Below are 23,038 nucleotides of genomic sequence, written 5' to 3' on the forward strand. Positions count from 1 at the left end.
TAGTCGGCATGGCCCTCCTACTCCCGGCCTGCGGCGGTGGTGGCGGGTCCAGCCCTGGCGGCGGCGGCAATCCGACGCCGACCCCGACCGGAGTCGTGTCTGATTTCACCTGTCCGACGGGCGACGGCAGCAGCTCGGTCGCGCGCAGCGGCGGAGTATCCGGAGCCGAAGCAACGCGTCACGCGATCGTCCGCGCGCCCAAACAAACACTTACCTCGGTCAGCCGAATCGCCGTCGTCTACGATCGCAGTGCGCTCTCGCGTTCGGCCGCGGCGTTTACGCGTGCGGAGACCAGTGCCGGATCAACACTCGCGCAGACATTCGACTATCCGACGCTCGGCAAGACGATTCACATCCTCACGGTTGCGCCCTCGCAGTCGCTCGCGGCGATGACGACACTGCGCGCTCAAGCCGGAGTACTCAGCGTAACGCCGGCCGGTCTGAAGCGCTACAGCCTCACGTCGACGCCACTCATGGCGAGCAATAATTACTTCCCGGGCTTCACCGGCACGACCGCGCCTTTCTACGAGGCGGCGGCTCTTCCGGGTCAGTGGGACATGCACGCGATTCGTCTTGAATATGCGTTCGGATATTCGCAAGCCGCCGGCAATACCGCGCCCGGCGGCGCCAACGCAAACGCACTGGGTACGCACAGCGCCAAGCTCGCGGTGATCGATACGGGCCAAGATACGCTGCATCCGGATCTTGCCGGCAACATCGTGTATCAGAAGTGCTTCATAACGAACGAAGCGGGGACGGCGCAATCCACGTCCACGTTCTCGACGGATCCGCAAGGACACGGCACCGACGTCACCGGTATCGCCGCTGCGGTTACGAACCCATCGGGTTCGCATCCGAACGATCTCGGATTCGCGGGTGCGGGCGGAAACGTCGGAATCATGGCGTACCGCGTTTTCCCGACGCCGGATGACAACTGTGGCAATCCGAATTCAAACGATGACGTCTGCGGTGCTTCGACCGCCGACATTGCATCTGCGATCGATGACGCCGTCACGAACGGCGCGAGCGTCATCTCGATGAGCATCGGCGGCCCCGGTTGCACGACGCCGGGCATCGATCCGGATCCGACGGAGGGTGCGGCGGTCGCAAATGCCATCGCGCACAACGTTATCGTCGTTGCTGCAGCGGGCAACGAAAGCACGAGCACGAGCAGCAAACAGCCTATCGACGCGCCCGGGTGCGACACGGGCGTGATTGCGGTCGGTGCGACGTCGCTCGACGACGGCACGCCGAACGGTTCGAGCGCCGCCGGCGGAAACGCGCATCCGGCCGGTACGTCATTAGCGCCGCAAGAGTACGTTGCCTATTACAGCAACGCCGGTTCGACCAATACGCTCAACAGTTCCGCATCATGGGGAATCGTCGCGCCCGGCGGCGATCCGGATTGCCCAACGGCCAATTGCGGCGACAACGACGATCTTCACTGGATCGAGAATATCTGGACGTCGACGCCGTACATGGCGAACTCGCAAGACCAAACGTTCGCAGGCGAATGCACCGACGATTACCCGAATTCGACCCTGACGTTTGCACCCGTCGACTGCCGTACGCTGATCGCAGGAACCTCGCAGGCTACGCCGCACGTAGCTGGCGTGGCAGCCCTGATCTGCGGACTCAATCCCGCCGATTGCAATCCGACGACGATGAAAAATCTGTTGTGCACGACGGCAGATACGATCAGTGACGCCAATCAAGGATGTGGCCGCCTCGATGCGTACACCGCGGTGGCGACGGCGCTGAGCGATCCGACTCCGCCCGGCCCGTTCACACAGTGATCGATTGCGTCGTCGTTGATGCCGTTCGAACTCCGATCGGCAGATACGGCGGCGCTCTCTCGATGGTTCGGCCCGACGATTTATCGGCGACCGCGATCAAAGGTTTGCTCGCGCGCAATCCGATCGATCCGTCACTGATCGAAGACGTCTATTGGGGCGCGGCAAATCAAGCCGGTGAAGATTGCCGCAACGTTGCGCGCATGGCGGTCCTGCTCGCGGGCTTGCCCACGACCGTCGCGGGGACGACACTCAACCGTTTGTGCGGAAGTAGTCTGCAAGCGCTGAACTCGGCCGCGCACGCGGTGATGGTCGGCGCGGAAGAGATCGTGATTGCAGGCGGCGCCGAATCGATGTCGCGCGCACCGTTTGTGTTGCTGAAAGCAGAAAAAGCGTTCGACCGTGCGCCGGAGATCGCCGACTCGACGCTCGGCAATCGCCTTACGAATCCGCGGCTTGCCGAAGTCTATCCGCCTATTGCGATGGGCGAGACGGCCGAGAACGTGGCCGACAAGTTTAATATTTCGCGCGAAGCGCAAGATGAGTTCGCATTGCGTTCGCAGCAGCGCTGCGCGAAAGCGATGGAGAGCGGCCGTTTCGAGAGCCAACTGATTCCGGTTGCGATCAAGAACGGCAAGACGGACGCGATCTTCGACGTTGACGAGCACCCGCGTCCGAAAACGACGATTGACGATCTGCGCAAACTGAAGCCCGCGTTTCGGCCGGGCGGCACGGTGACGGCCGGCAATTCTTCCGGGCTCAACGACGGTGCCGCTGCGATGTTGCTGATGAGCGCCAAAGCGGCCAAAAAACACGGCCTCGAACCGTTCGCGCGCATCGTCACCACCGGCGTATACGGCGTCGATCCGAGCATCATGGGCATCGGTCCGATCGGCGCGACGCAGCGCGTTCTTTCTAATGCAGATCTCACGATCGACGATATCGATCTCGTCGAGCTGAACGAGGCGTTCGCGGCGCAGTCGCTCGCTTGCATACAAGAGCTGCGCATCGATCCTGACAAAGTGAATGTGAACGGCGGAGCGATCGCGCTCGGCCATCCGCTGGGCTGCAGCGGAGCACGTATCGCGACGACGCTTTTGCACGAGCTTAACAAACGTGACGGGCGTTACGGTATCGCTACGATGTGCATCGGCATGGGACAGGGCATAGCGACGCTTTTCGAGCGCGTTTAGTCGACCGCATCACATAGGAAGTCACGCTGCGCGCACGGTAGTGGTTAATGTGAATTATCGTGCATTGCTTGCTTTGGTTATCTCCGTGTCGCTGCTTACGGCTTGCGGCGGTGGAGGCGGTTCCACACCCGGCGGCGGCGGTGGTGGCGGCGGCAACGGCGGCGGAGGTTCGAGTGGGACACTGAGCGCGAGCGGCGGAACGATCGCACTGCCGACATCCGGCGGCATCTCGCCGACCTTGACATATCCGAGCAGCAACATTCCGAGTGGCGTCAAGGTAACGTTCACGGCAGCAGGCAGCGGTCCGACGCCGTTCAGCAACGCGCGGCACACGGCATCCGGTACCGCGTCCGCGATCTACACGATGACGTTCGGCGGCAATGCGTCGGGACAGAGCGTGACCTTCAATGGTAACTTGACGCTCTCGTACTCGGGCACAAGCTCGAATCTGATTTTAGAAATCTTCGACACGACGCAGATCAATAACGCGTCGTTTACGAATCCGGTAGCGACGTGTCCCGAAACCTCGAGCAGCGGGACCGTTACGTTCACGTGCTCCGGCTCTGTTTCGATTTCAAGCTTGAGCGATGCGTTCGCGCTCGAGATCGTCTCCGGTTCGAATCTCGTCTCTGCCAACGCATTCACTTGCCCGACCAGCGACAGTACGAGCTCGGTCGCGCGCGGCGCAGTTTCGGCGAGTGAAGCAACCCGGCACAACCTTACGCGGGTGCGGCCGTCGATGAAGAACGTCGGCGGACAAATTGCGGTTGTTTACAATCGCGCAAGCTTCCAGCGTTCGACCGCCTCGTTTACTCGCAGCGAGCAGAGCGCAGGCACGACGCTCTCGCACACGTTCGACTATCCGAACCTCGGTAAGACGATTCACGTCCTGGCCGTTCCGGCGGCGCAATCCGCGGCTGCGATTGCAGCACTGCGTTCGCAACCGGGCGTGCTCAGCGTTGCTACGACCCAGCGCCGCTATTCGTTGACGTCCTCGGCATTGATCGTCAACAACCACTATTTTGGCGGGTTCGCACCCTCGAACGTCGCGCCGTACTACGAAGGCTCCGCATTACCGGGACAATGGGACATGCACGCGATTGGGATGGAGCACGTTTTCGGCTATTCGCAAGCCTCGGGCAATGGAGCACCTGGCGGAGCGAACGCCGCCGCTCTCGGCACGCATAACGCCAAGATCGCGATCATCGACACCGGTGAAGATACGACGCATCCGGACTTGACCGCGAATATAATCTATCAGAAATGCTTTATCACGCCGGTCGATTCGAACGGCGACCCGACCGGTTCACAATCGACGTCGAATTTCACGACCGATCCGTTCGGCCATGGTACGGATGTGAGCGGCATCGCGGCCGCCGTCACGGATCCCGCGAGCATTCCCGCAACGACGAACGGTTTCGCCGGTGCGGGCGGCAACTCGGGCATTATGGCGTATCGCGTGTTCCCGACCCCCGATGATACGTGCGAACAGAGTAACGGCGGCGACAATCAGTGCGGCGCATCGACGACGGACATCGCCGCTGCGATCGACGATGCCGTTACCAATGGCGCCATGGTCATCTCGATGAGCTTGGGCGGCAGCGGATGCAGCGGTGGTAACGACACAGATGCAGCCGAGGGCGCTGCAGTTGAAAATGCAATCTCGCATAACGTCATCGTCGTGGCTGCATCGGGCAACGAATCTGCCAGTAGTGTCGATGCGCCCGGCTGCGACACGGGTGTCATCGCGGTCGGCGCGACCTCGCTCGACGACGGCTCGCCGAACGGAACGGGGGCTGGCGGGAACGCAGTTCCGGCGGGCACTCCTAGCGCCCCGAGCGAGTACGTTGCGTCCTACAGCAACTTCGGTTCAACGAACACGCTGCATAGCGCGGCCTCGTGGGGTATCGTCGCCCCGGGCGGCGATCCGGCAAGTGATGTCGATGATGACGACCTGCACTGGATCGAAAATATCTGGACCTCGACGCCGTACATGTCGAACAGCAACGATACCGACTACGCCGGTGAGTGCACGGACGACTATCCGAATTCGAGCGGGACGACAGCGCCGGTGGATTGCCGCACGTTGATCGCCGGCACCTCGATGTCGACGCCGCACGTCGCGGGCGTGGCAGCCCTGATCTGCGGCTTGAATCCCGCCGATTGCAATCCGACCGCAATGAAGACGTTGCTCTGCACGACGGCGGACACGTTGAACAGCACGCATCAAGGTTGCGGCCGGCTCAACGCCTATCGCGCCGTCGCCATGGCTCTAAGCGACCCGAGCCTGCCGTAAACAACGGCTAACCGTTCGCGCGCGAATGTGTCGACATTTGCGCGCGTAACTGTCGACTTTCTTGCGCCGGAAGGTTCCCAAGCCGGCGGCAACCGAGTTGCTTTGCATGCGCAGAGCGATACCGGTCTTACCGTTCGCGTTGTCCTTGCTTTTGGGTTGCGGCGGAGGTGGCGGCAGTGCTCCGTCATCAGGTGCCGTTGCGAATTTCAACAGCCCGTCCGGCATACAACAGCTCAAGGTTCAGCAAGCGATGGTTCAGCAATCGCTCGCGCTGATTACCGCGTCTTCGTTACTTGGCGTAGGCAGCGGTTCGCCAGTCGTTGGCGTTCTGATGAAGGCGCGCCGCAGTCACCCGGCTGCCCACGCGCAAACGCTCTCGTCGTGTCAGGGAGGCTATGAATATTCCGACGATCCGATCAGCGCCACGACTGATGTCCTTACCGAAGAGGTCTTCTACGATAGCGCGTGCACTGAGCCGCAAAGCCTCAGTCAGCTTACCCTAAGACCTCATCACCGACGTCGGCGTCAGTGAGCGGAAACGTAACATTATATGCGCTCTCCGGTGCCATTCAGGGGTACGACACGATCACTGCATCGATAAGTACGTCTGGGACGACTTCGACATTCAGGCTGAGTGAAAGCCAAGCGACTTCATCGTCGACGCCACCCTTCGTCAATCTCGGTTTGGGGTGTTCGATCACGCAAACCGGAGATGAGACGTGTTCCGTCGCGGTTGACGATCACGTCGCCGCGCTCAACGAAGACAATGCCGTCGTCGAGAACGTGACCTTGTCGCAGACGAGCGCTCCAATTGTTTCGGAAAATTACTCGGGTAGCGGTTCGGCCTATGTCGGCGGGCTCAATTCGACGAAACTTGCCCGCCAGGGAGCGTACGGCTGGACGGTGACCGGCGGCTCGCTCGTGACCTTCACCATCGACGCCACGGAAACGGGGACGGTCACGTACAGCGACGGGTCCTCAGAATCGATCTCCAACGGGGCGATCTCGAGCTAACCTAAGGCAACCCAGCCGCGCCGCCGAAACCGAGAGAGATGCGGTTTGTGCGGTTCGCGGTCGTTGCGGTCATCGCCGTGAGTGCTTTTGCGCCCATTTTGGCGGCGCGCGCCCACGAGGGTCTGCCCGAAGTCCCGGGGCCGCAGCCCTCGGTTATCGCACGAACGACGGTCTACGCGTTCTATGGCAATCAGCTGGATCGCCGTCACTGGCATGCGGTCGAGCACCGCGGCGCCGGTCAAGACACGCCGTATCCTGAACAGCAGTACTACACGCCCGATGCCGTTATCGTCGATCGCGGCGTGCTGCACCTCAACGCGCTCTCGTACGACGTGCTCGATCCTGCAACGGGTTACGACTATCCGGTCGAAGCCGGCCGCGTCGAGAGCAACGATGCATATCTCTACGGACGCATCAGCGTAAAGCTGAAGGTCCCGATCGGCAACGGTTTTTGGCCGTCGGTTTGGATGCGCACGCCCGAGGGACGTCCGCTCGGCGGACAGATCGACATCTTCGACGGCTTCGGCAGTCATACGAACGGCTTCACCGCATCGGTTGCGACGTGGTCGAACGGCTCAGTGGCTTCGAACCGGTGCGTCATCGTCGAGAATTATCAGGCGCTAACCAATTGCACGCGCATCGGCAATCCACAGCGCAAACTGATCAACTACGCGCACGAGTATCACACGTTCGGCATCGATTGGCGTCCGGATCATCTTACGTGGTACGTCGACAACAAGCCGTACTGGACGATCACGAGTGGCATTCCGAGCGTACCGATGGTGCTGGTTATGGATCTTGCGGTCGGAGGCGTCCAAGATGGGCCGCTTCCGATTCCGATGCACCGAAAGCTTCCGGCCGACTTCGAGATCGCTTCAGTCACAATCTCGCGCTAATTGTACTGTTTAGCGGTCACGTACGTTATCCAGGCCGGTAAAGAAGAAGAGGCGCTCGCGCATCTGCGCGTGCTCGCGTCGGAATCGGTGAAAGAGCCGGGCTGCAAGATGTACGTCGGCCACAAAGCGACGGAGCTCGAGCGCACGATATTCATCTACGAACAATACGTTGATGAAGCCGCATATTGGAAACACCGTGAGACGCCGCATTTTCTCGCACACGGCGGCGGCGGATTGATGAAGCTCGCCGAATCGCGCACGCCGGTTTTCTGTATTCCGGTCGACTAGCTCGTCCGGCCGAATCGAAACGTAAACCGGAATTTGTCGGCGCGATAGTACGCGCTTCCGGTCAGGGCCGGGACGCCGTTCTGGTCGAAGAACGTGTGCATCCGCAGCAGAATCGGCGTACCGACTCTGATTGCCAGCAGCCTCGCGATCTTGGCGCGCGACGGTTCGGCGGCAACCGTTACCGCCGCGCCGCTGAAACGTGCGCCCATCGCGGATTCGGTCATCGCCATCGCCGAGGTATTCGTGAGGGACGACGCGGGTATGCGCTTTCCGATGCGTTGCGGTAATGCGCGATCCTCGTAACCGACGATTTCGCCGTCGACGAGTCGCAACCGCTGCAAGCGAAAGATGTGCGACTTCGGTGCAACTTGCAGAGCACTGGCCATCTCTTCCGAGGCGGCCACTTCCTCAAAGCTGATCAGGCGAAAACCGACGCGCACGCCGGCCTCTTCCATTTGTTCTTCGAACGAGATTGGTCGCGATGTGGAGAGATGGCCTTCGATTTGCGGTTTTGCGACGAACGTGCCGTGCCCAACGCGGCGCACGATCAGGCCTTCAAACGTAAGGTGCGCGAGCGCTTGACGGACCGTGCTGCGCGTCGTCTCGAATCGTTCGGCGAGTTCGCTCTCGGATGGGACGCGGGCGCCGACGGCAAGCTCTCCCGAGGCGATCTGCTGGCGCAGCATCTCCTGGATGCGGTAGTAGAGCGGCGGAAACGCGAGGCTCACGGCAGGAGATGTCTAGTTGTCTATACCATTGGCAGCTTCCTGGGATGAGCCGCACGCACGCCTCAAGAGCGATCGATCCCGTCGATCTGGAGATCCTGTGGAATGGCCTCGTGATGATCGTCGACGAGGGAGCGTTCGCGATCATTCGCACCTCAATGTCCAAGGTCGTCGTCGAAGGACGCGATTTCGGCGCGATGCTCTACGATCCGCAAGGACGGTTGCTCGCCGCAGACGTCAGCATCGCTTCAAAGACCGGCGCGACCTCGATCGTCGTGAAAGAGCTACTCAAACGCTTTCCGCCGGAAACTCTGCGACCCGGCGACGTCCTGGCCACCAACAATCCGTGGTGGATCATGGGACATCTCAACGACATCGCCATCGTCGCGCCGATCTTTCATAAAAAGAAGCTCGTCGCGTTCGCCGAGTGTATCGCACATATGGGTGACATCGGCGGCAGTCTCTCCGGTGCGCCGCGTGAAGTCTACGAAGAAGGTGTCATCATCCCACCGCTGCGCGTCGCGACGGCTGCCGGCGAGAACGAAACGTTCTTCAAGATGCTGGAAGCCAACGTTCGCACGCCGGGACAGGTTGGCGGCGATGTGCGTGCCTTAATCGCGGGCTGCAACGTGATGGAACGCTCGCTGCAAGCATTTCTCGAACGGCACGCGCTAGCGGATCTCGACAGGCTCGGCAGCGCGATTCTCGAGCGCTCGGCGCGAACCATGCGTGCCTCGATTCGCAAAGCGATTCCGAACGGGGTTTACTACGGCGAGACCGCAATGGACGGGCCGAGTGGGCCGATGGACATCCGCGCAAAGGTGACCTGCACTGACGGCGACGTGACGATCGACTTCGAGGGCAGCTCGCTGCAAAGTACGCTCGGCATCAATTCAACGCTGGTCTACACCGGCGTATGGTGCAAATACATCATGAAGTGCCTCGTCTGTCCGGAGCTGCCGAACAACGAAGGCACGTTCGCGCCCATCAAGGTGCAAGCACCGGAAGGTAGCTTCCTCAATCCGACGTGGCCGGCACCGGTTAAAATGAAACCGAGCAGCGGTCACTATATCCCTGTTGCGATCGTGGCAGCGCTCGCCGACGTGATCCCGGAGCGTATCTTGGCGGAATCCGGCAACAAGTTCTTGCTGTACCTCGCCGGACGCGACGCGGACGACCGTGCGTTTTCCGACATGTTGTTCGTCATGGGCGGCATGGGCGCGCGCGCAAACAAAGATGGTTTGCACTGTATGAGCTTCCCGGCGAACTCGTCAAACCTGCCAGTTGAAGTTTTGGAGAATGCGATTCCCGTGCTCGTGCGGCATAAGCGCTTGCGTCCGGATTCCGGTGGCGCGGGCCGGTTCCGCGGCGGATGCGGTCAGGATTTTGCAATCGAATCGCTTTCGGAACGGCCGGTGACGGCGCGCGCCGAGCACGGCAAGCTTCATACGCCCCCTCAGGGATTTCGCGGTGGAAAACCGGGAGCAGCCGGTGACCTGACGTTGAACGGCACGCGCATCCCGGACAAGCTGCCGGTCATCTTGAATCGCGGCGACGTTCTGCGGATGGAAACGCCGGGTTCCGGCGGTGTCTATCCCGCAAACGAGCGCAATCCGGACGCTCTGCGCGCCGACGTTGAAGGTGGAATTGTTTCCCCCGGCTCGGCGCAACGCGACTACGCATGAGTCCGAAGCGGTTCGCACTCGGCGTCGATATCGGTGGTACATTCACCGATCTCGTAGTGTTCGATTCGTCGAGCGGGCGCGTCCAAACAGGCAAGGTCTTGAACGACTACGGAGATCTTGCGGAAACCGTCCTTCGCGGTGCGCGGCAGATACTTGCGAACGGTTCGTTTGCAAGTGCCGATCTTGCACGCGTGGTTCATGGGACCACGCTCGTGACGAATGCATTGATCGAGCGGCGCGGTGCGGACACAGCGCTGATCGTGACCAAAGGATTTCGCGATGTCCTCGAGTTCGGTCGCGAAAGCCGCTACGACATCTACGCGATCGACTTGGAAGTACCGCAACCGCTCGTCCCGCGACAACTTGTTTTCGAAGCCGACGAGCGTCTCGACCGCTTGGGGAACGTTCTTCAAGAACTCGATGAATCAGGGGTCCGCACGCTCGCGCGCGATCTCGTCAAAGCCAATGTCCGTGCGGTTGCCGTCTGCTTGCTGCACGCCTATCGCAAGGCAGTGCACGAGCGGCGCATAGCCGCGATCTTTGCCGAAGAAGCACCCGGGATCGACGTTTCCCTTTCGTCCGACGTAATGCCCGACATCCGCGAATACGAGCGCGCGTGCACGACCGTAGCCAATGCCTACGTGCAGCCGCAGATTCGCGACTATCTGGATAATCTCGCGGGAGGCTTGCGTTCGCTGGGCGTGACGGCGCCGCTGCTCTTGATGACGTCCGACGGCGGCACGATCAGCTCGCAAACTGCACTCTCGCATCCGGTGCGGCTTGTCGAGTCCGGTCCGGCCGGAGGCGCGATTGCGGCTTCGTTCATCGGACGCGAGCACGATATCGATCGCATCCTTGCATACGACATGGGCGGGACGACTGCTAAGATTTGTTTGATCGAAGGCCAAGCGCCCGAGCATACGGATCGTTTCGAATTCGGGCGAGTCTTCCGGTTCGCAAAGGGAAGCGGGTTGCCGCTCAGCGTTCCTTCGATCGAGATGATCGAGATCGGCGCCGGCGGCGGAAGCATCGCACACGTCGACACAACGGGCCGCTTGCGTATCGGTCCGCAAAGCTCCGGCGCATCTCCCGGTCCCGCGTGCTATGGTCTGGGCGGCCAGTCCGCGACCGTAACCGACGCGGATTTGTTTCTCGGGTATCTGGATGCCGATTCGTTTTTAGGTGGCCGGATGAAACTCGATCGCGACGCGGCCGCGGCTGCGATCGATCGAAGCGTCGCGCAACCGCTTGCGCTGTCGCGCGTGCGCGCGGCTTCCGGAATCTATGACGTCGTCAACGATAACATGGCTCGCGCCGCCAAGATTCATTGTCTCGAACGCGGTAAGGACGCGCGCGAATACACGCTTGTCGCGTACGGCGGTGCGGGTCCCGTGCACGCTGAAGCGATCGCGCGCGAGCTTGGAATTCGAACGATTGTTTATCCGCTGCGCGCAGGCGTCATGTCGGCCTTTGGATTTCTGGTGGCGCCGCCGTCGTTTGAGATGTTGCATGCCATTCCGGCGCCGCTTGAGATGCTCGAGCCGGTTGACGTGAATCCAAGACTACGGGAAATGGAGTCGCGGGGCCGGGCACTCGTGCGAAGCGCGGGCGTCGCGGCTTCGGAATGCATCGTTCGGCGCGAGGTCGACCTGCGTTTCCGTGGGCAGAGCTTTCAACTATCAGTTGCGCTGCCGAACGCCGTATTTCGCAAAAAAGACGTGGCCACGTTGCGTACGCGTTTTCTCCATTTATACCGCGAACGATTTCATCGCCTCAATCCCGATGTACCGCTTGAAGTAACCAGCGTGCGCGTCATCGTGAGCGGCAAACGCAAAGCGGTGAAGCTGCAGCGTATCTCCGGTACCGGATCGCGGGCGAAGAAGGGCGAGCGCAAAATCTACTTTTCCTCGCGTGGCGCATTCGTAACGGGCGGGGTCTACGATCGTTACGCACTGCGTCCGAGGGCGCGCATCGCTGGGCCGGCGGTGATCGAAGAAGCGGAGTCGACCGTCGTCTTGCATCCGGGTTCGCGCGGGCGCGTCGCCGAGAACGGAAGCTTGATTGTGACACTGCCGTCATGACCGCCGCCGAGCAGCTCGGGCATTTCATCGCGCGTTTGCGCTGGAAAGACGTCCCGGCTCGCGTTCAAGCCCAGGTGAAGCTGCACGTGCTCGATACGCTCGGCGTCATCTGCGCCGGCGTGCGCGCGCCGGAGACAGTCGCTGCCCGAACGCCGTTCGAGCGGTGGGGCGGTGCCGAAGATGCCGTCGTGATCGGATGCAGGCGCCGCCTACCGGCGCCGCACGCCGCTTTCCTGAACACGTTTGCGGGACGCGTGCACACCTTCGACGACACCTATGAAGATGGTCCCGTGCATCCCGGCAGCTGCGCCGTCGGCGCGGCTCTCGCAGCTGCTGAAACAGCCGGCGCTTCGGGTGCGGATTTCTTGGCCGCGACGCTCGCGGGTTACGAAACGAGCGTTCGCGTGTCGACGGCGCTCGGGCCGACGCATTATGGCTCGGGCTTTCACAACACGGGGACGTGCAACGTCTTCGGCGCATGCGCGGCGGCCGCACGCGCGTACGGACTCGAGCCGGATGCGGTTGCGGATGCGCTTGGCCTCGCAGGTGAGACGGCCGCGGGGATCCGTCAGTATCAAGTTGACGGTTCGATGGTCGATACGGCGCTGAACGGTGCGCATGCCGCGCGCGGAGGGATTACGGCCCTCGAGCTGCAGCGCGCGGGCTTGCAAGGCCCGCACGGCGTCTTGGACGGCGAGTGGGGCATCGCGCGCGTGATGTCGCGCAACGGTAACGTAAGCGAGTACACACTTGGGCTTGGAGAAACGTACGTCTTCGAGCGCACGACGATGAAACCGTATCCGTCGTGTCGCTTCACGCATGGGCCCGTCGAGGCGCTGCTCGAGCTGCGCGCGCGTCATCATCTTCAGGCTGATGCGATTGAATCGGTCGAGATCGCGACGTTTCGCGAATCGATGCAAGTCTCGGATAAGCCGGCCGTCGTCTCGCGCGTCGACGCAATCCTCAGTCACCAGTATGTTGCGGCCCGCGTTCTGCTCGACGGCGCGATCGCGCTTGCCGATTTTGATGCCGATCGTCTTGCCGAACCCGCCGCCCGCGCCCTCACGCAGCGGGTACGCGTGACCTTCGATCCGGTACTGCAGCAAGCGTATCCGGAGGAATGGCCGCATCGTATTACGGTCGTGCTGCGAGACGGTAGCCGGTTCGTAACCGAAAGCCGAAGGCCGCCCGGCAGCGAGCGCGCCGCGGAAAAATTCATGATGCTTGCAGAGCCCGTCTTTGGGAAAGACCGGGCGCACCACGTGATGGATCTGGTCCAACGGCTCGACCAAGTCGCACACATTCGTGAGCTGGCATGCGCGCTGGAATAGGCAATCGCGGCGCATACGCAGCTTCGATTCTCATTGGACTGATCTGCTGGGAACTCGTCGCGCGCGATCTCCCACGCATCATTCTCCCGCCGCCCTCGATCGTTTTGGTGCGTCTGGCGACGGACTCGCTTTCCGGAGCGCTGCTCGTTGCGCTGGCGAAGGCATTGCCCGCGATGTTGATCGGCTCCGGGCTTGCGCTTGCGATCGGCATTCCGCTCGGTCTTCTCTTGGGGCGCAGCGCCGCTCTCTCAACGATGTTCGACCCGGTCATCAATGCGATTTACACGGTTCCTCCGGTCGCATTCGTTCCGTTTTTCATCGTCTGGTTTGGGCTCTATCTATGGGCGCGTGTGGCGCTGATCTTCCTCATGTCGATCTTCGAAATAATCATCGCAGTCGAGGCCGGCGTCCGTGACGTCCGGCCGCAATTGATCGACGTCGGACGCTCGTTCGGAGCGAGTGGGACTACCCTCGCTTGGAAAGTGCTCGCGCCCGCAATCTTGCCGTTCATCTTTCTCGCGGTGCGGATCGGAATCGTGCGCGGCATCAATGCGATGATCACGGCCGAGCTCTTTTTCGCAGCCGTGAACCTCGGATACATGATGAACGACGATGCGCGGCGGTTCGACACCGCAGGTGTTCTATCGATTATCGTATTGCTTGCGATCGTAGGTTTGGTCGCGCAAGAGGTTCTTAAATGGGCCGAGGCACGCGCGCTCCCATGGCACGTGAGAGCCTCATGAACCGCGCATTCAAGCTCGGCCTGCAGCTTGCCGGCGTCGCGATCGCACTGCTCGCGTGGCAGGCGATCGGCATGCGCATGGGCGACGCGCTGTTTGCGCCGCCGTCGTCCGTCGTTATGCAATTCATGCCTCAACTGTTGGACGGCAGTGCAGTCGACGCGCTAGCCGGCTCGCTGCGGCAAATGGCAATCGGCTTTGGTCTCGCGTACGCAATCGGAGCGCCGGTCGGCATCGTGATGGCGCGCTCGCCGCTCGTGGACGCTCTCGTCCACCCGTGGTTGAACATGGCCGTCGTCACGTCGGTCGCAGCGCTCGTTCCGTTTTTCATCTTAGTCCTGGGAACCGGCTTTTGGTTCCGCGTTTCGATCGTCTTTATCGCGACGATTTGGTTCGTGATGTTGACGGTCTATCAAGGCGCGCGCGGCATCGAGCCGCGCTGGCTGGAAGTCGGCCGTGCATTCGGCGCCCGCGCGGATCAGCGATTTTGGAAGGTCATGGTACCGGCGCTTTTTCCGTATCTCTTTACGGCCGCGCGTATCGGTCTCACGCATGCAATACGCGCGATGGTTGTGGCCGAAATGTTCGTGGTCGTCGGATACGGTGCGCTGTTGCACAACGCGGGACTCGGCGTTTCGACCGCGCCATTGCTCGGCCTCATCTTGCTGTTGATGACGCTGGGCGTAATCGTGAATACGTTGCTGGTGGCGGCATCGCGGATGCTGGCGCCTTGGTACGAAGAACGTGCTCGTGCATAACGAAGGAGGGGACCTATGAGTTTGATCAGACGTGACGCAATTAAACTGCTCGGCGGAATCGGCGGCGCAGCTTCACTGGGGTTGCCGCTTGCGGCAAGCGCGCAAGCGAAGCGCGCACTCGATATCGAGCTGCTGGGTTTTGCGCTCGACATTCACGTGCCGGGGACGGCCGCGGTTTTCGAAGGCATCCAGGCGATGCCCGCATACGCTGCGCCGAAGGTCGCGCGCATCGATCAGATTCGGACGCTGACCTCAAACCTGGTTGCGGGCTCGACCGAGTTCGGAACGCCGGGACCGACCGGCATATTCGGCGCCGACGAACAGGGTTCCGACGTCAAGATCATCGGCATGTACTACCGGAACACCGATTTGGTCTTCGTCGTCAACACCGACAAAGTCAAGTCGTACAAAGATCTGGAGAAACCCGACAACGCGGTTGCCGTCAACGGCAAAGGCGACATCACACACGTCATGCTGTTGGGTCCGTTGCTCAAAAACGGCGTCGACATCAACAAGATCACCGTTGTCGAGATCGGGGGCTCGGGCGGCCGGATGCGTGCACTTCTCTCAGGACGCGTCGCGGCTGTTCCGATTCATTTCGATCAGGCCGGTGAAGTCGCCAAACAAGGCCCATACAAGATTTTCTTCCAGCCGTGGGAGTTCTACAAGATCTGGATCAACGAGATCTGGGCCGCCAAGGGTTCGTGGCTGAAGAATAAGGATAATGCGCGCGCTGCCGTCGATCTGATAAAGGCGACGACCGTCGCATTCCGGCGTGCGAATCGTGATTTCAATTGGTACGTCGACATGTATCACAAATACGTGACGTTAGCCGATGCGAAGACCGCAACGCCGCAATCCCTGAAGCCGCTTTGGACGCAGCTGTCGACGACGATGAGAGCCTGGCCCGATCAAAACGTTCTGACGGGAGCCGACTTCAAGGACTTGATGCCGCTCTACAAAGCCGCGGGCGATATAACCGGTTCGATCAACATCGATCAGGTCGTCGATTCGTCGTATGCGGAGCAGGCCATGAAAGAACTCGGCAGGCAGGGTCTCTGATTACGACGCAGCCGAAGCTCGAGGTCCGTGACCTCAGCAAGAGCTTTAGCCACGGAGACCAGACGGTTCCAGTCATCGACGACCTGACGTTTGCCGTTGCCGACCTCGAGTTCTTGGCGATCATTGGTCCGAGCGGATGCGGAAAGTCGACCTTCTTGCGGATCATCGACGGCCTCATTCCGCCGGACAGCGGCAGCGTCTATCTTTCGGGCAAGCAGATAACGGGTCCGGGAAAAGGCCGCGGCATGGTGTTCCAAGGCTTCGATCTTTTCCCGTGGCGGACGACGCTGAAGAACGTCGAGTTCGGTCTCGAGTTGCTTGGCGTGCCGAAAGGCGAACGTGTCGAACGAAGCCGGCATTTCATCGACCTCGTCGGTTTAGGCGGATTCGAGAATGCCTATCCGCATCAGCTCAGTGGCGGAATGCAGCAGCGCGTCGGGATCGCGCGCGCACTGGCAGTCGATCCGGAAATACTCTTGATGGACGAGCCGTTCGGCTCGCTGGACGTGCAAACGCGCGACTTGCTGCAAGACGAGCTCGCGCGTATTCTCGAGCGCGATAAGAAGACGGTGCTGTTTGTTACGCACGGAATCGAAGAGGCGATCTATCTTGCCGACCGTATCTTGGTACTCTCAGCACGCCCAGCGAAGATTCAGATGACGATTGAAGTTCCGTTTCCGCGCCCGCGCACCGATGAGGTAAAGGCGCATCCCGAATTTCTCGCGATACGTCAACGCATCTGGGAGTTGCTGAAGACCTCGGCTTCGCTCTCGGGTTAGATCGGGATGTCGACGTCGAGCAACGGCGCGTGCTGCTGTGCGCCGTAGACGTCGGTGTCACCAACGTCGCCGGACGAGACGGCGCGCGGAATTGTGGCTTTAAATGCTAGCCCGGCCGGATATTCGGTGAAGAGCACCTCCTCCGGTTTCACGTTATAGAGCTTCGCAAACAACGACGGACCAAGGACGCGCGTCGCGGCCACTTTGTCGTACGTCGTCCGGTCGGCAAAGACGACGTCGATCGTGAGCTCGAAAGGGCCGGCGTTCTTGCTTTTGCAGACTTCGGCGATGTCACGAATCAGCGCCATCTCAGACGGCCTCGTATGCGATCGGGAACATCTCGTATGGATCCGCGGGCTGAGCAATGTGGAAGATGCTAAAGCGATAGCATGGTTCCGTAACGATGTCGGCAGGCGAGTACGGAAACGCCATATTCCCTTCGCGGCAGAGGCGTCCCGGAAAATCGGTGTGCAGCAGCGTCACGCGCGCGAGCGCAAGTACGGCGCTCGAAACCTCTTGGGTCGAGGCGACGACTTCGGCGAGTATTCCAACCTCGTGTCCGCGCACGTCCCGGATGAATTCGCGCGGGCCCATCACGCCGTCGTGCCCGTACACGTGGAAGACGAGCTTGTAGTCGTCAGCTTTTACGTCCAGCGCCTTGGCCTTGAGCTCAACGCTGGCGCGAACCTCATCGAGGAAAGTGTCGAGCCGCGCGACGAGCATCGGATCGCGAGTTCCACAAATCGTAATCGAGCGATAGCCGACGAATTCCGCGCCTTCGAGCTTGACGGTGTAGGGAGTTTGCGACCATTTCATGCCCGAGATCTTTACGGCTCGATCCGAAAGAGCTTCAAACCGGCAATCGGTCGTGTCGAGAATTCCGCCCGGCTCGACGAAGATCGTGGGACTCGAGTTCTCGTGCAAGCTGTGATTTGCAACCGAGACCGGAGTACAGCGCCGGGATTCGTTCATCGGTTCGACGGTGACATAGTCTTCGCCGACCCACGTCAGCAAACAATCGTGGCCTTTGGGGATGGCAGCGGTTGCGCCGCATTCGAGAAACTTTCCGCCATACCAGGACGGTGCGGGCGGAAGGCCGGCGCGCATCGCGCATGCAGCCCACGACGCCGGATCGCTGCTGCGACCCGCAAGCACGACTTGCGCGCCTTCATCGAGCGCGCGCATGAATGGTTCAGGCCCCATCATCGCCGTGATGTGTGCAGCACGATCGATCGTCGCTTCGTCGAGCGGCGGCGGACCGACGCGCAACGTCTTGATTTTTCCGGCCGCAAGGCGCCGCTTCAGGGAAGCCTTATCTTGCTCTGCGCGAATCAACGCCATCCGAAAATGCGAGCCATCCTCGCGAGCGATCTCGCGAACGATCTCCGCAACCCCCTCGAGATGCGGATCGGAACCCGAGCCGCCGCAGCTTCCGATGACGAGCGGAATGTTCGCGCCAAGAGCGGCTCGCAGCATCAGCGCAAGATCGCGCTTCATCGCGCGACGCGAGTTGACGGTCTTCCCGGATCCTAGATAAAACGGACCTGGATCCGTGCTCCCGCCATCGACGCCGATCATGTGTGGTTCGCGTGCGATTCCGGCTTCCAGCGAACTTTCGGGAAAGCCGTAACCCAACAAGCCGCTGGTCGAGAGCAGGCGAAACTCTGCGGTTGTAATCATAATTCGGCGTTCTGCATGACCGCGAAGCCGCCTTTTGCGGCGCAGCGGCGGTGTTACGCCAAAAGAAAAGGGACCACGATTATCGCGGTCCCTCGACTACGGCCTACTCTGGGCCTACGCTCGGGATGACAGTCCTATTGGAATCGGGTTGCGTAGAACGTGCCGTCTTCCCAATAGCCGTGCGCGGTAATCATTCGTCCGACTGCAACGCGACCGGTTTGGTCGGCTGAAAGTGCGGGTGAATCATTGATGACGAGCGTCTGGGTGCTCATCTGCACCGTCACGAGGTGACCTTGCACGGACGTGATCGTTCCGCGAACGCGCTGCATGACGCGGCCTTGATGTTCTACAACGGTCGTTGTCGTCGCTGCCGGGACTGCATCCTCGACGCAATTGCCGTTAGGAACAAACGTGCCGTTCTGCCACGATCCGCAGTACGGGTTGTGAGGTCCGACCACATCGACGGTCGTCGTCGTGGTGGTTTGTGCGCCGACAGGTGCGGCGATCATCGCGCCCGCGCTGAAGATAAGTGCTGCTAGGAACAAACGCATACGAGATTTGGGTCTCCTTTCGGTTGACACCCTATACCCGTCCGCGCGGATTGCTCATGCTTTAGGATGAAGATTGCGCGAAAAGTGAGCCTTTGTCTCGTAGAGCGGGCTTGCGTCCCCATACTAAGTAAAGACCAAGTGCAATCAAGAGCATGGTCAACAGGCAGAAAACGCTGCCTTCCGGACCGGTAGCGCCGCCGCTCAACCAGGTGGTGCCGGCCGAATGCGATTCGAGAAAATGTCCACGCATGCGTAAGCCGCTGTCAGCCACGCCGAATAGATAGCTTTGCGCCCAATCCCAGGCGGCATGAATGCCGATCGCCCAATACAACGATCCGGTCAGCCAAATACTGAAGCAGAAAACAAGACCGATAACCGCGGCACCGACGAGGCCGAGCGGAGATTCGCCGGGATTCGATGAGTGAATCGCTCCGAATGCGATCGAGAGAATGATCGAAGCCCAGAAAAAGTTCAAGCCGCGCGTCAGCGTGAAGAGCAAATAGCCGCGCGTCCACGATTCTTCCGCGATTCCGACGAATGTAAAGCCGATCAGCCATGCGAGCCCGTAGCCGAGGATCGACGGGCCGCTTAAATTTGGTTTATCGAAAACGATCAAATGCGCGAGAGCGAGAACTCCGACGAGCGCAGAGAGCGCGACGACGCCGGAAAGCAGACCCCAAAGAAAACGCGAGAGCCTACGCGGCCCCGAGTAGCCGTACGCGAGAAACGAACGGCCTTCGATGCGCGACATCACGAATGTCGGGATCGCGACCGTGACGATGAACACCGCCTCGAAGGCAAGTGTCACTAGCGGCGGTATCTCGCCCTGACCGGTAAGGCGATGCAAATGAAGTGCCCGGGCGGCAGAATTAAGAGTGAAGACCTCGAGCGCTACGATCGCCGCGAAAATAGCGATGCTCCAACCGGCGCGAATCCCGGCAGAGCCAAGGAAAACCCAGCGAAGGTTCACGGCTGCCCCGTAAAAGCCGGTTGCCGCTTTTCGCGGAACGCGGCCAGGCCTTCCGCAAAATCGGAGCTGTTGCCGGCGATGGCTTGCATCTCGGCTTCGTAGCGCAGCGCTTCGTCAACGCTCCGGGAACCGAAGGTATTGTGCGCAAGCTCGCGCTTTGCGAGACCCAGCGCGCGCGGACCGCGCGCGAGCGTGCCGGCAACCTCCATCGTTTCGGCGAGGAGCTTCTCCGGCGCACAAACGCGATTAACGAGGCCGATCTCATACGCGCGTTGTGCGGTGATCTTTTCGGAGAGCAAGATCGCTTCCATCGCACGGCCGTAACCGATGAGCCTCGGCAACAAAAACGAGAGTCCGCTATCGGGCACGAGACCGATTCGCACGAACGCCGTCGAGAACGAGGCTGTCTCGGAAGCCAAGCGCAGATCGCAGGCCAGCGCAATGCCCATGCCTGCGCCGGCAGCCGGACCGTTGATCGCCGCAACAATCGGTTTCTCGAGACCGAGCATCTTGCGTAAGAGCGGGTTGTAACGCGCTTCGACCGTACGCATGATGTCGATTTTGCCGCCTTCACCCGCAAGCGACGGATCGTCGAGTGACTGTCCGGAGCAGAACCCTTTGCCTTCTCCGGTCAGAACGATGGCGCGTACGTCTTTGTTGCGCTCCAGATCGACAAACGTTTTCGTCAGTGTTTCGAGCATCGTCGCCGTCAGCGCGTTGTACTGCGCCGGCCGGTCGAACGTGATCGTCGCGACGCCGCTTTCGATTGCGACGCGCAGCTCCGCGGTTATCGTCCCGTCCATTGTGCTGCCCTCCGTTCGCGAAATGCGGAAACGCCTTCGCGTCCGTCTTCGGTTTCGAGAAGCTCGAAGAAGATGGCGCGCTCGCGCTCGAGCGAGGTCCGCAAGCCATCTTCGAATGCGTGCATGATCGCGCGTTTCGCCGCGCGGATCGCAAGCGGCGGTCCCGCAGCAAGCGAGGTCGCGAGGTCGAGCGCCGTTGCTTCGACACGTTCTGAGGGTACGCAGCGATTCGCAAGTCCGCGTTCGTACGCGAGTTGTCCGCTGATCTCGCCGCCGAGCATGATGAGCTCGCTCGCCAATGTTTTTCCGAGCGCGCGCGTCAGCCGTTGCGTTCCGCCGGCGCCGGGAATAAGACCGAGCTTGATCTCGGGCTGTCCGAGGCGCGCGTCTTCCGCGACGACCATCAAGTCGCAGCTCATCGCAAGCTCGAGTCCGCCGCCGAACGCAATGCCGCGCACTGCGGAGATCATCGGCAGCTCGCACCTCCAGATCAGATCCCATGCAGCAAGCAACGGGCCTTCCTCGAGGAATTCATCCAGATCGGCGCCGGCAGCGAATGCGCGCGCATCGCCTGCGATGATGACGGCCCGGGCTCCGTCGATCTGCGCGTCTGTAAGCATCTCGCCGAGATCGGCGACGACGCCATTGGAGAGTGCGTTGAGTTTCTTGGGACGGTTGAGGCGAAGCACGACCACGCCGTCGGCGGGCGTCTCGCGGAGAATGTCGCTCATTTTGCCGTGTTTCTGTTGTCGAACACGCGCTTCACCTTCCCGACCTCGACGCGCTCGATGGTCATCGGCGCGAGGATTCGCACATCCAGCGATATGGCCAAGACTTCGCTGAGCTTGTGCTCGACGGCGGCTCTGAGCTTGATGTGGTCCATTTGCGTGCCGGTCGAATGCTCGACCTCAACGCTGAGCTTGTCGAGACCGCCGTGCGGACGTTCAAGGATGATACGGTACTGCGCAGTCAGCTCGTTGAACGAGAGCAAGACTTCCTCGATCGCGGTCGGGAACACGTTGACGCCACGCACCGTCAACATGTCGTCGACGCGGCCGAGAAGCCAGTCCATACGAGCATGGGTCCGACCGCACGAGCATGTGCTGCGATTGATACGCGTGATGTCGCCGGTGCGATAGCGCAGCACGGGCATCGCGTCGCGCGTGAGCGTCGTCAGCACCAGTTCGCCGAGCTGTCCGTCGGGGACCGGTTTCCCGCTCGAAGAGTCGATGATCTCGGGAAGAAAGTGATCTTCGAAAATGTGCAGCCCGGCCTTGGCCTCGGCGCACTCTTGCGCGACGCCGGGGCCGATGATTTCGGTCAGACCGTAAATGTTGGTCGCGGTAACGCCGAGCATCCGCTCGAGCTCGCTGCGCATTTCGGTCGTCCACGCTTCGGCGCCGCACAGGGCGATGCGCAGCGCTTTGGGCTTGCGCTTTTCGGCTTGAAATCGCTCGGCGAGTAAGAGCGCGTAGCTCGGCGTGCATCCGATCCCGACGACCGGAAGCGACTCCAGCAGCTGCATTTGCCGCGCGGTGTTTCCGCTGCTAGCTGGGACGACGCACGCGCCCAGACGTTCGGCGCCGGCGTGCATTCCGAGGCCGCCCGTAAACAACCCATAGCCCCATGCAACTTGAAACATCTCGCCGGTGCGAACACCGGCGGCAGCCAGGCAGCGCGCCGCGACCTCGCCCCAAATCTTGAGATCGAGATCGGTATAAGCGCCGACCGTCGGGTTCCCGGTCGTGCCGGAAGATGCGTGAATCCGCCGCAATTTCTCAGGTTCGACCGCGAGTAGTCCGAGCGGATATGTATCCCGGAAATCGGCTTTCTTGGTGAAGGGCAGCTTTTGCAGTTCATCGAGCGAACGTGGGGGCTGCCGGCCTTCGAGGCGCTCGCGATAGAGCGCGACGTTCGTCTTTAGACGTGCAAAGAGCGCCTGCAAACGTTCAAGCTGAAGTGCTTCCAGCTTAGGACGCGGCAGGCGCTCCTCGGGAGAAAAGATCAGCGGCGCTTAGCGGTTTTGCGCGCGGGAGCTTTCTTGGCTTTCTTTGCGCCGGCTTTGGCCTTTGATGCGCCACGCTTAACGCCGACTGCTTCCTTAAGTGCACGGCTGGGAAGAAAACGCATCACGCGCTTCGCCGGTACTTTCACCGGTTCGCCTGTTTGCGGATTCCGAGCCATGCGGGCAGGACGATTGCGGACTTTGAACTGGCCAAATGGCGTGAGCTGAACCTTCTCACCCTTTTTAAGGGTGGCGGTCATTTTCTCGAGGATAGTTTCGACGATTTCCGCGAGCTGTCTGCGCGGAAGTTCGAAGTCCTCGGCAAGCTCTCTAATAAGCTCAGGTTTGGTCATTCTTTCCTTTCGGCGGGAGCGTAACTCCCGAGAGC

The 23,038-nt window shown here is 61.0% G+C and carries 21 protein-coding genes and 1 pseudogene; 13 read left to right on the plus strand and 9 right to left on the minus strand.

Going from position 1 to position 23,038, the window contains the following annotated elements; translation table 11 throughout:
• The first annotated feature begins 8 nt into the window (after nt 1–8).
• The 6 genes from VGG22_12880 to VGG22_12905 all read left to right on the plus strand — a co-directional run bounded on the left by VGG22_12880 (nt 9) and on the right by VGG22_12905 (nt 7,480).
• Nucleotides 9–1,796, plus strand: a complete 1,788-nt coding sequence (locus tag VGG22_12880; GenBank protein HEY1729265.1) for a S8 family serine peptidase — start codon at nt 9–11, stop codon at nt 1,794–1,796.
• Entirely contained in the window at nt 1,793–2,986 is a 1,194-nt protein-coding gene (locus VGG22_12885; protein ID HEY1729266.1) for a thiolase family protein, read from the plus strand. The genes VGG22_12880 and VGG22_12885 overlap by 4 nt, the downstream gene beginning before the upstream one ends.
• 49 nt (nt 2,987–3,035) lie before the next feature.
• On the plus strand, nt 3,036–5,282 hold the full coding sequence (locus VGG22_12890; GenBank protein HEY1729267.1) for a S8 family serine peptidase: 2,247 nt from the start codon (nt 3,036–3,038) through the stop codon (nt 5,280–5,282).
• A 528-nt stretch (nt 5,283–5,810) separates the two neighbouring features.
• A complete protein-coding gene (locus VGG22_12895; protein HEY1729268.1) occupies nt 5,811–6,296 on the plus strand; it encodes a hypothetical protein in 486 nt (161 codons plus the stop codon).
• A 38-nt stretch (nt 6,297–6,334) separates the two neighbouring features.
• Entirely contained in the window at nt 6,335–7,192 is an 858-nt protein-coding gene (locus tag VGG22_12900) for a glycoside hydrolase family 16 protein (protein ID HEY1729269.1), read from the plus strand.
• Nucleotides 7,193–7,480, plus strand: a complete 288-nt coding sequence (locus tag VGG22_12905; protein HEY1729270.1) for an antibiotic biosynthesis monooxygenase — start codon at nt 7,193–7,195, stop codon at nt 7,478–7,480. It begins immediately after the preceding gene.
• On the opposite strand, the gene VGG22_12910 is transcribed toward VGG22_12905, so the two are convergent.
• A complete protein-coding gene (locus VGG22_12910; GenBank protein ID HEY1729271.1) occupies nt 7,477–8,208 on the minus strand; it encodes a GntR family transcriptional regulator in 732 nt (243 codons plus the stop codon). The genes VGG22_12905 and VGG22_12910 overlap by 4 nt on opposite strands.
• 44 nt (nt 8,209–8,252) lie before the next feature.
• Here VGG22_12910 and VGG22_12915 point away from each other — a divergent pair, with 44 nt between their 5' ends.
• From VGG22_12915 to VGG22_12945, 7 genes are all read left to right on the plus strand, one after another.
• Nucleotides 8,253–9,890, plus strand: a complete 1,638-nt coding sequence (locus VGG22_12915) for a hydantoinase B/oxoprolinase family protein (GenBank protein HEY1729272.1) — start codon at nt 8,253–8,255, stop codon at nt 9,888–9,890.
• On the plus strand, nt 9,887–11,971 hold the full coding sequence (locus tag VGG22_12920; GenBank protein ID HEY1729273.1) for a hydantoinase/oxoprolinase family protein: 2,085 nt from the start codon (nt 9,887–9,889) through the stop codon (nt 11,969–11,971). The genes VGG22_12915 and VGG22_12920 overlap by 4 nt, the downstream gene beginning before the upstream one ends.
• Nucleotides 11,968–13,302 carry an MmgE/PrpD family protein gene (locus VGG22_12925; protein ID HEY1729274.1) on the plus strand — a complete coding sequence of 445 codons (1,335 nt, stop codon included), beginning with the start codon at nt 11,968–11,970 and terminating at the stop codon, nt 13,300–13,302. The genes VGG22_12920 and VGG22_12925 overlap by 4 nt, the downstream gene beginning before the upstream one ends.
• Entirely contained in the window at nt 13,287–14,045 is a 759-nt protein-coding gene (locus tag VGG22_12930) for an ABC transporter permease (GenBank protein HEY1729275.1), read from the plus strand. The genes VGG22_12925 and VGG22_12930 overlap by 16 nt, the downstream gene beginning before the upstream one ends.
• On the plus strand, nt 14,042–14,800 hold the full coding sequence (locus VGG22_12935) for an ABC transporter permease subunit (protein ID HEY1729276.1): 759 nt from the start codon (nt 14,042–14,044) through the stop codon (nt 14,798–14,800). The genes VGG22_12930 and VGG22_12935 overlap by 4 nt, the downstream gene beginning before the upstream one ends.
• Nucleotides 14,801–14,815: 15 nt before the next feature.
• Nucleotides 14,816–15,862, plus strand: a complete 1,047-nt coding sequence (locus VGG22_12940; GenBank protein HEY1729277.1) for an ABC transporter substrate-binding protein — start codon at nt 14,816–14,818, stop codon at nt 15,860–15,862.
• A gap of 83 nt (nt 15,863–15,945) precedes the next feature.
• A complete protein-coding gene (locus VGG22_12945; protein HEY1729278.1) occupies nt 15,946–16,641 on the plus strand; it encodes an ABC transporter ATP-binding protein in 696 nt (231 codons plus the stop codon).
• Here the strand turns inward: VGG22_12945 and VGG22_12950 are convergent.
• The 8 genes and pseudogenes from VGG22_12950 to VGG22_12985 all read right to left on the minus strand — a co-directional run bounded on the left by VGG22_12950 (nt 16,638) and on the right by VGG22_12985 (nt 23,012).
• The gene (locus VGG22_12950; GenBank protein HEY1729279.1) at nt 16,638–16,949 is read right to left on the minus strand and encodes a DUF4387 domain-containing protein; all 312 of its coding nucleotides are present in this window, start codon (nt 16,947–16,949) and stop codon (nt 16,638–16,640) included. The two genes, VGG22_12945 and VGG22_12950, sit on opposite strands and share 4 nt — an antisense overlap.
• A gap of 1 nt (nt 16,950) precedes the next feature.
• The gene (locus VGG22_12955) at nt 16,951–18,321 is read right to left on the minus strand and encodes an acyclic terpene utilization AtuA family protein (protein ID HEY1729280.1); all 1,371 of its coding nucleotides are present in this window, start codon (nt 18,319–18,321) and stop codon (nt 16,951–16,953) included.
• Between the two features lie 134 nt (nt 18,322–18,455).
• Entirely contained in the window at nt 18,456–18,872 is a 417-nt protein-coding gene (locus tag VGG22_12960; protein HEY1729281.1) for a hypothetical protein, read from the minus strand.
• A gap of 61 nt (nt 18,873–18,933) precedes the next feature.
• Complete coding sequence (locus VGG22_12965) at nt 18,934–19,842, minus strand: CPBP family intramembrane glutamic endopeptidase (GenBank protein ID HEY1729282.1); 909 nt, start codon at nt 19,840–19,842, stop codon at nt 18,934–18,936.
• Nucleotides 19,839–20,645 (minus strand): enoyl-CoA hydratase-related protein, encoded by an 807-nt coding sequence (locus VGG22_12970; GenBank protein ID HEY1729283.1) that lies wholly within the window; start codon nt 20,643–20,645, stop codon nt 19,839–19,841. Before VGG22_12970 ends, VGG22_12965 begins: the two co-directional genes overlap by 4 nt.
• The gene (locus VGG22_12975) at nt 20,630–21,376 is read right to left on the minus strand and encodes an enoyl-CoA hydratase-related protein (protein ID HEY1729284.1); all 747 of its coding nucleotides are present in this window, start codon (nt 21,374–21,376) and stop codon (nt 20,630–20,632) included. Before VGG22_12975 ends, VGG22_12970 begins: the two co-directional genes overlap by 16 nt.
• Nucleotides 21,373–22,590, minus strand: coding sequence for a phenylacetate--CoA ligase (locus VGG22_12980; GenBank protein HEY1729285.1), 1,218 nt, complete (start codon nt 22,588–22,590; stop codon nt 21,373–21,375). Before VGG22_12980 ends, VGG22_12975 begins: the two co-directional genes overlap by 4 nt.
• A 59-nt stretch (nt 22,591–22,649) precedes the next feature.
• Nucleotides 22,650–23,012: pseudogene (locus tag VGG22_12985) on the minus strand (HU family DNA-binding protein).
• Between the last annotated feature and the right edge of the window lie 26 nt (nt 23,013–23,038).

The organism is Candidatus Baltobacteraceae bacterium (assembly GCA_036489885.1).
Classification (GTDB): domain Bacteria; phylum Vulcanimicrobiota; class Vulcanimicrobiia; order Vulcanimicrobiales; family Vulcanimicrobiaceae; genus JAFAMS01.